Here is an 11,997-nt window from a genome sequence, read left to right on the forward strand (position 1 = left end):
GCTATGTAAAACAGTTACTGCCAAATGAAACATTTGGCGTTGACTTTTGGCACGCTGTTGAGTTCTCAAGGAACGGACGCTTCCTTCAGGACCGTTACCGGCTACCCTCCGGGCGCTTCGTTCATCTGCCGTTTCGCGGGCAGAACCAAACCGTAGCGCAATTTTTTTGCGATTCCGAATTGGGTTCCCGCCGACGTCCCGAGGCCGTGTTCGTCCCCGTGGGCAGATCGCCAACGTTACATGGACGTGCTTGACGGGGCAAATCGCCCCTGTCGGGTGCGCCGTAGAGTGTCCCTGCTTGGGTAGATTTAGGCTGATCCTGCACCCTGACCTGCCCGCACCTCGGCAGCGCTGCCGCACGCAACGGAGGCTTTGAGTATGACGACAGTGACATCCCCCCTCGCCGGACGCGCCGTCGGACTCTCCGGGGTGCCGGACCCGGTGTTCGCCGGTGCGATGGTCGGGCCCGGGACGGCGATCGACCCGGTGCGCGAGCCAGGGAACGCGGTGGCGCCCGTCGACGGGGTCGTCGTCTCCATGCACCCGCACGCCTTCGTCGTCATCGACGACGAAGGGCACGGAGTACTGACCCACCTCGGCATTGACACGGTTCAGCTCAACGGCGAGGGGTTCGAGCTGCTGGTGAACAAGGGCGACACGGTGAAGCGCGGACAGCCGGTCATCCACTGGGACCCGGCGGCGGTGGAGGCAGCCGGCAAGTCGCCGATCTCCCCGGTCGTGGCGCTGGAGGCGACGCCCGAGCAGCTCAGGGCAGTGGCCGAGTCCGGCACCCTCGCGGCCGGGGACGAGCTGTTCGTCTGGGAGTAGCCCACCGGCACCGATCAGGCAGACAGGCACAGCACGGGAATCGACGCGGCTCGGCACGGCTCGGCGCGGCACGGGAATGAGCGGAGAACGGTGAGATGACAGAGACGCTGCACGGCGTGGGTGTGAGCCACGGGGTCGCGATCGGCCAGGTCCGGCACATGGGCACGGCGGTGCTGGAGCCCCCGGCCCAGCAGGCGCCGACCACCGAGGCCCCGCGCGAGCAGGCGCGGGCCCGGCAGGCGGTCGAGGCGGTGGCCGCGGACCTGCAAGCGCGCGGCAATCTGGCCGGCGGCGAGGCCCAGGCCGTGCTGGAGGCGCAGTCGCTGATGGCGCTCGACCCGGAGCTGATGGCGGACGTCGAACGCCGCATCGCCGTCGGCAGCCGGGCCGAGCGCGCCGTCTACGACGCCTTCGCCTCCTACCGGGCGCTGCTCGCCAACGCGGGCGACTACCTGGCCGGACGGGTCGCGGACCTGGACGACGTGCGGAACCGGATCGTGGCACGGCTGATGGGCGTGCCGATGCCCGGGGTTCCGGACAGCGACGAGCCGTACGTCCTGTTCGCGCGGGATCTGGCGCCCGCCGACACCGCGCTGCTGGACCCGACGCTGGTGCTGGGCTTCGTCACCGAGGAGGGCGGGCCGACCAGCCACAGCGCGATCCTGGCGCGGGCGCTGGGGGTGCCCGCCGTGGTGGCGCTGCCGGGCGCCACCGAGATGGCGGAGGGGGTCGTGGTCGCGGTGGACGGGAGCACCGGGGTGATCCTGGTCGACCCGTCCGCCGAGAAGCAGGACGAGCTGCGCCGGGTCGCGGCCGAGCGGAAGGCGGCGCTGGCGGCGTCGACCGGCCCCGGGCAGACCTCGGACGGGCATCGGGTGCCGCTGCTGGCCAATGTCGGCGGTCCTGCGGACGTGCCGGCGGCGGTGGAGGCAGGCGCCGAGGGGGTGGGGCTGTTCCGGACCGAGTTCCTCTTCCTGGACGACTCGACCAAGGCGCCCTCCGAGGAGGCGCAGGTCACCGCGTACCGGAAGGTGCTGGAGGCGTTCCCGGAGGGGCGGGTGGTGGTCCGGGTGCTGGACGCCGGCGCGGACAAGCCGCTGGACTTCCTGACGCCGGGTGACGAGCCCAACCCGGCCCTGGGCGTCCGCGGACTGCGCAGTCTGCTGGAGCACCCCGACGTGCTGCAGACCCAACTGCGGTCGCTGGCGAAGGCGGCGGAGGGGCTGCCGGTCCATCTTGAGGTGATGGCGCCGATGGTGGCGGACCGGGTGGACGCCAAGGCGTTCGCCGACGCCTGCCGGGAGGCCGGGCTGAACGCCAAGTTCGGGGCGATGGTGGAGATTCCGTCGGCCGCGCTGCGGGCGCGGTCGATCCTGCAGGAGGTCGAGTTCCTCTCGCTGGGCACCAACGACCTGTCCCAGTACGCCTTTGCGGCCGACCGCCAGGTGGGTTCGCTGGCCCGGTTGCAGGACGGGTGGCAGCCTGCCCTGCTCGACCTGATCGCGATGGCGGCGGAGGCCGCGCAGACGGCGGGCCGCAGTTGCGGCGTCTGCGGGGAGGCGGCGGCCGACCCGGTGCTGGCCTGTGTGCTGACCGGGCTCGGGGTGACCAGTCTCTCCATGGGCGCCAGCGCGATCCCTTACGTCCGGGCGACGTTGGCCACGTACACGCTGGCGCAGTGTCGGCGCGCGGCGGCGGCGGCGCGGGCGGCGGACACCGCGGAGGAGGCGCGGGCCGCCGCGCACCAGGTGCTGTCCGGGGAGTAGCCGGGACGTCGCGGACGCGGGACGGGACGCCCGCCGTTGCCGACTGGCCGCCGCGGGCGGGGCCTCCCGCTGTTGCGGCAGGCGGCCCGCCCGCGGGGCTGCGGTTTCCTCAGTCGCGGGCTCGGGTGCGGGCGAGGGCGAGGAAGGGCTCCAGTGCGGACGGGTCGTCCAGGGAGCCGGGGTTGACTGCCTTGTCCGGCGGGGTGCCGGAGAGGATGCGCTTGATCGGGACCTCAAGTCGCTTGCCGGTCAGGGTGTGCGGCAGCGACGGGACGGTGATGACCTCGTCCGGGACGTGCCGCGGCGAGAGCTGCTCGCGCAGCGCCGTCCGGATCGCGGTGCGCAGGTCGTCGTCCAGCGCCGCGCCCTCGGCGAGAACCACGAAGAGTGGCATCCAGTAGCCGCCGTCGGGCAGTTCGAGGCCGATCACCAGCGATTCGCGGATCTGCGGCAGCCGTTCGACCACCTCGTAGATGTCGGCCGAGCCCATCCGGACGCCCTGGCGGTTCAGTGTGGAGTCGGAGCGGCCGTGGATGACCACGGTGCCGCGTGGGGTGACCGTGATCCAGTCGCCGTGCCGCCAGACGCCGGGGTAGGTGTCGAAGTAGCTGGCGTGCAGCCGGGCGCCGTCCGGGTCGTTCCAGAAATACAGCGGCATGGACGGGATCGGCCCGGTGCAGACGAGTTCGCCGACCTCGCCGGTCAGCGGCTTGCCGTCGACGTCCCAGGACTCGACGGCCGCGCCGAGGCTGGGGGCCTGGATCTCGCCCAGGTAGACCGGCAGGGTCGGCACGCCGCCGACGAAGCAGCTGCACAGGTCGGTGCCGCCGCTGACGCTGGCCAGCCAGATGTCCGGGCTGACCTGGTCGTAGACCCAGCGGAAGCCGTCCGGCGGGAGCGGCGAGCCGGTGGTGCCGATGGCGCGCAGCCGGGAGAGGTCCAGGTCGCGGGCGGGGTGGACGTCGGCTTTGGCGCAGGCGGTGATGTAGGCGGCGGAGGTGCCGTAGACGGTGACCTCGGCGCGTTCGGCGATGCGCCACTGGGCGGCAGTGTCTGGGTAGCCGGGGCTGCCGTCGTAGGTGACGATGCTCGCGCCGACCAGCAGCCCGGCCAGCAGGAAGTTCCACATCATCCAGCCGGTGGAGGTGTACCAGAAGAAGCGGTCCTCCGGGCCCAGGTCGAGGTGCAGGCCGGCCTGCTTCAGGTGCTCGACGACGATGCCGCCGTGGCCCTGGACGATGGCCTTGGGCAGGCCGGTGGTGCCGGAGGAGTAGAGCACCCAGAGCGGGTGGTCGAACGGCAGCTGGTCGAAGACTGGTTGCTGAGGGTGTGTCAGCAACGTTTCCCAGGGCGTGGTTCCGGCTGGGGCCGGGGTGCCGAGCAGGGGGATGTGCACGACGTGGCGCAGCGAGGGGAGTTCGCGGCGCAGCTCGGCGACGACCTCGCCGCGGTCGTGCACCTTGCCGCCGTAGCGGTAGCCGTCGACGGCGAACAGGACGACGGGTTCCAGCTGTTGGAAGCGGTCGAGCACGCTGCGGGCGCCGAAGTCGGGGGCGCAGGAAGTCCACACCGCGCCGACGGCGGCGGTGGCCAGCAGGGCGACGGCGGCCTGCGGGATGTTGGGGACGTAGGCGCCGACCCGGTCCCCCGGGCGGACTCCGAGGCGGCGCAGTTCGGCGGCCAACGAGCCGACCTGCTCCCGGAGTTGCGACCAGGTGAGGACGGCCGGCGCGGGGTCGGTCTCGTCCAGGTGCAGGATCGCCGGGGTGTCGGCGCGGGCCGGGTCCTCGCCGTGCCGGAGCGCGTGCTCGGCGTAGTTGAGCCTGGCGCCGGGGAACCAGACCGCGCCGGGCATCGAGGCGTCGGCGAGGGCCGCGGTCGGAGCAGAGGAGAAGCGGACGTCGAACCACTGGGTGACGGCGGTCCAGAAGCGGTCCAGGTCGTCGACCGACCAGCGGTGCAGTGCGGCGTAGTCGCCGGTGGGCGCGCCGTGGTGCTCGGCGGCCCAGGCCTGGAAGCGGGCGAGGCCGCTGGCGGACGCGCGGGCCGGGTCGGGCTCCCACAGCGGGGTGGCGGACGGGTCTGCGCTGCTCATGGGGGCCTCCGGCGGTGCGGCTTCGTTGCCAGAGAGGAATCTTTCATGTGAACGGTCGTTAAGCAACGGTGGTCAGGCCGACACCGCCGGGGCTCGGGCGAGCAGGTGTTTGTCGGTGGAGCGGGGTCCGTGGGAGGTCAGCAGGACCGGGGTGTCGAGGGCTTGCTCGACCGCCTCGGTCCAGGCCTGCCCGCTGTGGCCGGGGGTGCGGGTGCGGCCGGGGCGGGCCCGGAGCAGCCTGGCGGTGAGCGCGGCCTGCCGGGCCAGGTCGCCGGGCCGGGCGGGCGGGAGAGTGGCGGTCTCGTCCCCGTCGAGGTCGTAGGTCTCGCAGAGCGAGAGGTACCGGAAGCGGGCCGGGGCGTCCAGGTGGGTGAGGGCGAGGGCGTCGGCCCCGCCACAGGCGGCGAGGGCGTAGCGGTGCGCGACGGCGTCGAAGTGGCCGAGCCGGAACGGGCCCTGCCAGCGGCCCCGGGCGTTGTGCGGCTCGGGGAAGGTCGAGGCAAGGGTCGGGTCCTCGGTGACCAGCGGGCCGGGGCCGTGGCGGACGGTGTAGCTGCGGAGCACGCCGAGGCGCAGCGCCGGGGCGTCCGGTGTCCCGGAGCCGACGGCATCGGCTTCGGCATCGGCTTCGGCGAGCAGGGTCTCGGCGTTGGCGAAGGTGGTGGTGGACCAGGTGGTGTAGGGGTGGAAGCCGTGCCATTCGTCCAGCAGGACGCCCTGGGCGCCCTCGAAGACGGCGGAGCCGGTGCGCAGCAGCCGGGGCAGGTGGCTGTCGTCGGTGCGGGTGACGCAGTCGGCGAAGGCCAGGAAGGCGGCGGCGCAGTCGGCCGGGGGCGGTCCCAGCGGCGCGGGCAGGCCCAGGTCGGCGCTGAGCCGGTCGCGCAGCAGGGTGAGTTTGGCCCGCAGCCGGGTCGGGCTGTCGCAGTCGCCCGCGGTGGGGGCGTCATCGGGGTGGGCCAGCGCGTATGCCGCCGTCTCGCCCACGCCGATGCCGCAGGAGCCGTGCCGGGCCCGGCCCCTGGCGGCCTCGCGGAGCCGGTTGGCGGCGGCGTGGTACGGGGTGGTGAGCGCAGCCCGGCGGTCGACGGTGAGCCGGGCGAAGGGGTCGGCGACGCCGAGGGCGCGCAGGTGCGCGGCCTCGGTGGCCAGGGCGAGCGGGTCGACCAGCATGAACCGGGAGAGGTGGGTGCGGACGCCGGGCACCAGGCTGCCCGAGCCGAACTGGGCGAAGGTGTGGTGCCTGCCGTCCGGGGCGACCACGTTGTGCGCGGCCTGCGCGCCGCCGTTGAAGCGGACCACGGTGCGTGCGTCGGTGCTGCGGCAGAGGTGGTCGACGATGCCGCCCTTGCCGGCGTCGCCGAAGCCGAGGTCGACCACGATGGTGTGGCGGCGGGTGGGAGCGGCGGTCCTGGTCACAGCCGGGTCGTCCCGGTTCCGGGGGCTCTGGTTCCGGGGGCTCCGGCGGAGGGTGCCTCGCCGAGCAGGGAGCTGCCGGCCGCGGCGACCGGGGTGTGTCGGCGGGCGACGGCGGCCAGCGCCTTGCCGACCGTTCCGACCGAGTCGGAGCCGATGTCGGCGAGGTCGTCCAGTCCTTCCTGGAGGTCGATGGCCTCCTCGCCGAGGCCGACGGTGAGGGCGATGGTCTCGCAGACCGCGTCCAGGTCGTCCAGCTCCAGCACGTTCTGGCCGAGCAGCTTGCGCCAGGGGTCGAGCACTTTGGTGTTGCCGGAGTAGGCGGTGCCCGCCGGGAGGAGGTAGTAGACGTCGAACTTCTGCTGGAGTTCCGGCAGCAGCCGGGTCAGCGGGATGTCCTCGGTCAGCGGGTCGCCGATGACGTTGCGCACCTCGCGGGCCTTGACCTTGCCGTACGGGAGTTCGTCGCCGATCAGGAAGAGGTAGCCGCGGCGACCGCGCTTCTCGTGGCAGTCCAGCGAGGTGTGCCGGGCCATGGCGTACATGGCCAGCTCGTAGGACTCGGTCATCTGACCGCCTCCGCCGCCCTCCAGGAAGATGTTGCCGAGGTCGTCGTCCATCCGGTTGTCGGACTCGAACTGGCCTATCTGGAGCGGCACCCGGTCGCAGGTGGCGTCGCCGACCGCGCCGAAGAGGATCTGCGGGTCGCGGGTGTAGCCCTTGCGCAGCAGCAGCCCGAACAGCTCCGGCAGCTTGGTCTGCAGGGTGCGCGGCACGGACTGCATGGAGCCGGTGACGTCGAACAGGACGGCGATGGCCAGCGAGTCCGGGTGCTCGTCCGAGTCGCGGCTCTCACGGACCGTCAGATCCTTGGGGTCGAGCGAGGGGTGGGCCTTCCAGTCGCTCCTGGCGCCGCGGCGGGCGCGGGCGCTGTAGTCGAAGGGGTCGGCGCCGGTGGCCGCGCGGTAGCTCGCGGCGGCGGCGTAGACGTTGGTGGACCAGGAACCGCTGCCCATGGAGGGCCTCCTCGTGCGTCGGGTGGTTCAGTTCGGGGGGATCGCTCGGTTCGGGAGGTGGAGTGGGCGGAAGGTGCGGGGGCCGTAGCGGCGGTCGAGCAGGTCGTCGAGCTCGGCCAGCAGCTTCCAGGCGTCGTGCGGGCGGCGGCGCTGGTCCGGCAGGGTGCTGCCGACGACGAAGGCACGGAGCGCCAAAGGCGCCTGATTGCCCATCAGTTCGGCCATGCAGAGGCTGGCCAGGTGGATATCGGTGGCCTCGGTGGCGGGTTCGCGGGCGAGGACCTCGGGCGGGTAGCGGTCACGGTGGCGCTCGACCAGGGCCGGGAGCGGGGCGTACGCCCCGGTGACCGAGTAGCACCAGTCGACCAGGACCACCCCGTGCAGTTCCGGGTGGATCATCACGTGCTCGGGCAGCACCGCGCCGTGCCGGACGCCGGCCCGGTGGGCGTAGCCGAGGGCGACCAGCAGTCGGCGCCAGATCCAGGCGGCGTCGCGGGCGTCCACCCCCTCGGGCCGGGCCGCGGCCAGGTCGGTGAGCGGGCGGAAACCGTCGAGCCGCTGGACCGCGTTGACCTGGCGCACCGCGTGCGGCGCCGGGTCGGCCGGGTCGGTGTAGCGGAAGGTCTCGACCAGGGTCGGGGCGTAGGCGTGGAAGCGCGGGTCGCCGTGCCGGGCGAGCCGGTTCAGCGCGGTCGCCTCACGGGCGATCAGGTCGTTGTCGGCGGGCGACCGCGGGACCTTGAGCAGCACGTCCAGCTCGGTGTACGGGTCGCGGTGGGGCGCGGCGCGGGCCCGGCGGAGGAGCGCGAGGTCGCCGGTCGCGTGCAGGTCGGCGGTGGTGTAGCGGTGGTGCGGGGTGGTCACCGTGTTCGCGGGCGGGGCGGTGCTTCCGGCGCGGGCGGCGTTCAGGGCGTTGAGCGCGGCGCTGGCGGCGGTGGCTTCGGCGGCGCGTCCGGGCGGGGCGGTGTCCGGGTGCAGTAACCGGATCAGGCGCCGGTAGCGGCGGGCGGCGGCGAGCGGGTCCGTGCCGAGCAGGTCGGCCGCGGTGGCGGCGGACCCGACGGCGGCGAGCGCCTCGTCGAAGGTGCGCGGGCGGGGCGGGGCGGCGGACCGGGGCGGATCGGACTGCTCCGGGGTTCGGGTGCGCGTCAACGTATCTCCTCCTCGCGATCGGGACGCAGCAGCGCCGGGTGCAGCAGGCGGGCGTCGCCGCGGTGGTAGAGGCGGGCGCGGGGGCCGCCACGGGAGCCGCCGTGCGCGGTGGTGCGGCCGGTGCCCTCCACGAAGCCGGGCACCGAGAGCACTTTGCGGTGGAAGTTGCCGGGGTGCAGCTTCTCGCCCCAGATCTCCTCGTACACGGCGCGGAGGTCGGAGATGGTGAACTCGCCACCGAGGAACGCGGTGGCGAGCGGGGTGTACTCGATCTTGGCGCGGGCCCGGTCGAGGGCGGCGGCGAGGATCGCGGCGTGGTCGAAGGCGAGGCCGCCGGGCCGAACCGGGTGGTGGGTGTGGCCGCCGGGCCCTCCCCTGTGGGGTCCGACGGCCAGGTCGAGTGAGGACACCGGGACCCACGCGGCGGCTGCCGCGTCGGTGCCGGGCCTGGGGGCGGGCAGGTCCGGGGCGAAGGCCAGGTAGGCGACCGAGATCACGTGCATCCGCGGGTCGCGCTGCGGGGAGCCGTAGGAGCCGAGCTGCTCCAGGTGGACCCGCCGCAGCGCGGCGGTGTCCACCCCGGTCTCCTCGGCCAGCTCGCGGGCCGCGGCCTGGTCCAGGTCCTCCTGCCCGGCCCGGACGAAGCCGCCGGGCAGCGCCCAGCAACCCCGGTACGGCGGCGCGGCCCGTTCCACCAGCAGGACGTGCAGCTCGTCCTGACGCAGGGTGAGCGCGACCACGTCCACGGTGACGGCGACCGGGGCGAAGGCCCGGGGGTCGTAGGCGGCGAGCCACGCCTGCTCGTCCAGCTGCTCCTGGTTCGACTCCGGGCGGGGGCTCTGCGTCGGCATCGGGGGCTCCGGGCGGTCGGTTGTGCAGTCGAGGAAGTTGTTCTCAGATAGAGTGTTTCTCTATCTGAGAACAACGTAGCGCAGGCCGGTCCCGGCCGCCAGGGAGTTTCCGGATCGGGCCCAGGTCGGACGTAGGGTTGCCGGATGCACGCCCGTACGTCCGCACCGGAGGCACCACTCATGACCAGCGCCGTCCCCGCCCCGTCGTCCGCCGCCGTCCCGCTGGCCGAGGCGCTCGCCGCGGGCGTGCTGGTGCTGGACGGCGGGATGTCGAACCAGCTGGAGGCCGCCGGGCACGACCTCTCCGACGCGCTGTGGTCGGCCCGGCTGCTCGCCGACGCGCCCGAGGCGGTGGCCGCGGTGCACCGGGCGTACTACGCGGCCGGCGCGCAGGTCGCGATCACCGCGAGCTACCAGGCCAGCTTCGAGGGCTACGCGAAGGTCGGCATCGGACCGCAGGAGGCGGAGCAACTGCTGCGGCGCAGCGTGGAACTGGCCCGGACGGCGGCGCGGGAGACCGCCGGGGGCAGCGCGCGGCGGTGGGTGGCGGCGTCGGTCGGCCCGTATGGCGCGGTGCTCGCCGACGGGTCGGAGTACCGCGGCCGGTACGGGCTGAGCGTGGCCGAGTTGGAGCGGTTCCACCGCCCGCGGCTGGAGGCGCTGGCCTCGGCCGGACCCGACGTGCTGGCACTGGAGACGGTCCCGGACACGGACGAGGCCGAGGCCCTGCTGCGCGCGGTGGACGGGCTCGGGGTGCCGGTCTGGCTGTCGTACAGCGTCGCGGGTGGGCGCACCAGGGCCGGGCAGTCGCTGGAGCAGGCGTTCGGGTTGGTCGCGGGGCTCGACCAGGTGCTGGCGGTCGGCGTGAACTGCTGCGCGCCGGAAGAGGCCGCCGAGGCGGTGGAACTGACGGCCGCGGTGACCGGGAAGCCGGTGGTGGTCTACCCCAACAGCGGCGAGGGCTGGGACCCGGAGGCCCGGAGCTGGGCCGGCCCGGCGACCTTCGCCCCGGAGCGGGTCGGCGAGTGGACCCGGGCCGGGGCCCGCCTGGTCGGCGGCTGCTGCCGGGTCGGCGCGGAACAGATCGCCGAACTGGCGCTGACCCTCGGGGCCCGCTGACCCGATCGACGCCGCGGAGGCGTGACCGGGACCGGAACGGGCAGGTTCTCATCGGCAGGGTTCTCCGGGAGCGGGGAACGCGGCGGACGGGCCGGGGGCGATGGTGGCGGGTCGGGTGTCGGACAGGTCGCGCAGGGCGCGGGCGCGCTGCCTGGTGGGGTTCGGACTGACCGTCAACGCGCTGGTGTTCACGATCGTGGGGTCGGCGGCGCACGCCGGCTTCACTCCGCTGGCCCTCGCCGTCACCGGGGTCGGGATCTTCACCACCACCTGGTTCCTGCTGGACGCGGCCATCGCCCACCAGCAGGACGTGCAGCGGCGGCGGACCACGCAGCGGCCCTGGTCCTAGAGCTTGCGGGCCGCCGTCAGGTGGGCGTAGACGACGACGTTGCCCAGGTACTCGTGGCGCGCCTTGTCGAAGCCGGCGCCGCAGGTGATCAGGCGCAACTCGGGCTGGGTGGTGCCGCCGTAGACCTTGCGGCTGGGGAACTCGCTGGCGCTGTAGGCCACGACCTCGTCGATGCTGAAGACGGCGGTGGTGTGGTCGGCGCGGTCGACGTCCACGGTCATGCCCTTCTTGAGGGCGCCGAGGTTGTAGAAGACCGCCGGGCCGGCCTGGGTGTCGACGTGGCCCGCGATGACCGCGGTGCCGGCCGCGCCGGGCGCGGTGCCGTTCCGGTACCAGCCGGCCAGGTTGCGGTTGCTCTCGGTCGGCGCGGCGAGGTGGCCGTTGGACTGCAGGGCCAGGGCCGTCAGCGGGGCGTTGACACCGATGGCGGTGATCCGGACCCGGGTGGGGGTCGCCGGGGCCATGGCGGGCACCTTCGGGGGCGCGCTGGTCGCCGCCACTTCGCCGACCGCGGGTGCGGCCTCGACCGAGGTGAAGCCCTCGGCGGCGCTGGGTTGGGGCGGCGGCGTCGGCGCGTCCATGCCGTGCTGGATGAGCAGCCCGCCGGTGCACAGGCCCAGGCAGGCCAGGGCCCAGGGCAGCCTTTTCCGCAGCGACTTGACCGGCTGGGGGTCGGCGCAGTGTGTCATGGTGCACTTTCCTGTTCGGGCGGGGTCCGGCGGTGACGGTGTGCGGCGGTTGCCGCCCGTGATCGGTCTCGGGCGGCCACCGCCGTCAGGGGGTGTGCAACAGGCCGGTCAGGCCTGGTTCGCACCGTTGCGGCGACGCAGCGCGAACGCGCCGACGCCGACCGCGGCGATCAGCGCGGCACCCAGGGTGATGTCCTGGGCGCCGTTGCCCGTGCTGGTGCTGCCCGAACCGGTGGACATGGTGCCGACCGGGGAGCCGGTGGCCCGGCAGACCCGGACCGAGTCGGAGGTGGCCAGGTTCGCCGCGTTCTGCAGGTTGGAGAGGTTGGTCTGCTCCGCCGTGCCCGGGTGGCCGCCGGCCTTGATCTGCTTGTTGTAGTCCGCCAGCGCCGCGTCGTAGGCCGCCTCGGCCTTGTTGGCAGCCGCGACCGACGCGGAGCAGGCCGCGCTGGTGGTGGTGGGCGTGGCGGCGTGGGCGGCGGGCACGGTCAGCGCGAGGGTCGCACCCAGAACGGCGGTGCCCAGAGCGGTGGTGATCGGACGCATCGAGTCTTCCTCCAGCCGGCCCGGGAGGGGTGCCTGTTGCACCGCCAGGAGCTCCGGGCTCGTGTGCCCCAGACAAGCCCGGCTCGTACCGTCCCGCACGTCGAGCGCGCCGGTCCGGACCCGCCGCAACCCCCTTCCCGCATCTGCCAGGCAGCGCAAAGCAGCAGGTCAGC

At 73.6% G+C, this 11,997-nt stretch carries 11 protein-coding genes; 4 read left to right on the plus strand and 7 right to left on the minus strand.

Annotated elements, in window-relative coordinates:
• Nucleotides 1-378: 378 nt before the first annotated feature.
• Together ACEZDE_RS19520 and ptsP are read left to right on the plus strand one after the other, a co-directional pair.
• Entirely contained in the window at nt 379-828 is a 450-nt protein-coding gene (locus ACEZDE_RS19520; RefSeq protein ID WP_380537601.1) for a PTS sugar transporter subunit IIA, read from the plus strand.
• Between the two features lie 95 nt (nt 829-923).
• Nucleotides 924-2,594, plus strand: coding sequence for a phosphoenolpyruvate--protein phosphotransferase (ptsP, locus tag ACEZDE_RS19525; RefSeq protein ID WP_380537602.1), 1,671 nt, complete (start codon nt 924-926; stop codon nt 2,592-2,594).
• Between the two features lie 109 nt (nt 2,595-2,703).
• Here ptsP and ACEZDE_RS19530 read toward each other — a convergent pair whose 3' ends face one another.
• The 5 genes from ACEZDE_RS19530 to ACEZDE_RS19550 all read right to left on the minus strand — a co-directional run bounded on the left by ACEZDE_RS19530 (nt 2,704) and on the right by ACEZDE_RS19550 (nt 9,121).
• On the minus strand, nt 2,704-4,689 hold the full coding sequence (locus ACEZDE_RS19530; protein WP_380537603.1) for an acetoacetate--CoA ligase: 1,986 nt from the start codon (nt 4,687-4,689) through the stop codon (nt 2,704-2,706).
• A gap of 72 nt (nt 4,690-4,761) precedes the next feature.
• Nucleotides 4,762-6,105 carry an adenylosuccinate synthetase gene (locus ACEZDE_RS19535; RefSeq protein WP_380537604.1) on the minus strand — a complete coding sequence of 448 codons (1,344 nt, stop codon included), beginning with the start codon at nt 6,103-6,105 and terminating at the stop codon, nt 4,762-4,764.
• Nucleotides 6,102-7,118 carry a hypothetical protein gene (locus ACEZDE_RS19540; RefSeq protein WP_380537605.1) on the minus strand — a complete coding sequence of 339 codons (1,017 nt, stop codon included), beginning with the start codon at nt 7,116-7,118 and terminating at the stop codon, nt 6,102-6,104. The genes ACEZDE_RS19535 and ACEZDE_RS19540 overlap by 4 nt, the downstream gene beginning before the upstream one ends.
• 27 nt (nt 7,119-7,145) lie before the next feature.
• Nucleotides 7,146-8,270, minus strand: a complete 1,125-nt coding sequence (locus ACEZDE_RS19545) for a molecular chaperone DnaJ (protein WP_380537606.1) — start codon at nt 8,268-8,270, stop codon at nt 7,146-7,148.
• Complete coding sequence (locus tag ACEZDE_RS19550; protein ID WP_380537607.1) at nt 8,267-9,121, minus strand: NUDIX hydrolase; 855 nt, start codon at nt 9,119-9,121, stop codon at nt 8,267-8,269. Before ACEZDE_RS19550 ends, ACEZDE_RS19545 begins: the two co-directional genes overlap by 4 nt.
• A gap of 180 nt (nt 9,122-9,301) precedes the next feature.
• Between ACEZDE_RS19550 and mmuM the strand changes: the two genes are divergently transcribed.
• Together mmuM and ACEZDE_RS19560 are read left to right on the plus strand one after the other, a co-directional pair.
• Entirely contained in the window at nt 9,302-10,240 is a 939-nt protein-coding gene (gene mmuM, locus ACEZDE_RS19555) for a homocysteine S-methyltransferase (protein ID WP_380537608.1), read from the plus strand.
• Nucleotides 10,241-10,355: 115 nt separating this feature from the next.
• Nucleotides 10,356-10,589 (plus strand): hypothetical protein, encoded by a 234-nt coding sequence (locus ACEZDE_RS19560; protein WP_380537609.1) that lies wholly within the window; start codon nt 10,356-10,358, stop codon nt 10,587-10,589.
• On the opposite strand, the gene ACEZDE_RS19565 is transcribed toward ACEZDE_RS19560, so the two are convergent.
• Both ACEZDE_RS19565 and ACEZDE_RS19570 read right to left on the minus strand, forming a co-directional pair.
• Nucleotides 10,586-11,278, minus strand: coding sequence for a class F sortase (locus ACEZDE_RS19565; protein ID WP_380537610.1), 693 nt, complete (start codon nt 11,276-11,278; stop codon nt 10,586-10,588). The genes ACEZDE_RS19560 and ACEZDE_RS19565 overlap by 4 nt on opposite strands.
• Before the next feature lie 108 nt (nt 11,279-11,386).
• The gene (locus tag ACEZDE_RS19570; protein ID WP_380537611.1) at nt 11,387-11,824 is read right to left on the minus strand and encodes a hypothetical protein; all 438 of its coding nucleotides are present in this window, start codon (nt 11,822-11,824) and stop codon (nt 11,387-11,389) included.
• Nucleotides 11,825-11,997: the final 173 nt, after the last annotated feature.

This window comes from Streptacidiphilus cavernicola (assembly GCF_042510955.1).
In the GTDB taxonomy this organism is placed as follows: Bacteria; Actinomycetota; Actinomycetes; order Streptomycetales; family Streptomycetaceae; genus Streptacidiphilus; species Streptacidiphilus cavernicola.

Bases quoted from the DNA above. Each gene is read 5' to 3' on its own strand.
- ACEZDE_RS19520 (WP_380537601.1), top strand. From the start codon at position 379: ATGACGACAGTGACATCCCCCCTCGCCGGACGCGCCGTCGGACTCTCC.
- ptsP (WP_380537602.1), top strand. From the start codon at position 924: ATGACAGAGACGCTGCACGGCGTGGGTGTGAGCCACGGGGTCGCGATC.
- ACEZDE_RS19530 (WP_380537603.1), bottom strand. From the start codon at position 4,689: ATGAGCAGCGCAGACCCGTCCGCCACCCCGCTGTGGGAGCCCGACCCG.
- ACEZDE_RS19540 (WP_380537605.1), bottom strand. From the start codon at position 7,118: ATGGGCAGCGGTTCCTGGTCCACCAACGTCTACGCCGCCGCCGCGAGC.
- ACEZDE_RS19550 (WP_380537607.1), bottom strand. From the start codon at position 9,121: ATGCCGACGCAGAGCCCCCGCCCGGAGTCGAACCAGGAGCAGCTGGAC.
- mmuM (WP_380537608.1), top strand. From the start codon at position 9,302: ATGACCAGCGCCGTCCCCGCCCCGTCGTCCGCCGCCGTCCCGCTGGCC.
- ACEZDE_RS19565 (WP_380537610.1), bottom strand. From the start codon at position 11,278: ATGACACACTGCGCCGACCCCCAGCCGGTCAAGTCGCTGCGGAAAAGG.
- ACEZDE_RS19570 (WP_380537611.1), bottom strand. From the start codon at position 11,824: ATGCGTCCGATCACCACCGCTCTGGGCACCGCCGTTCTGGGTGCGACC.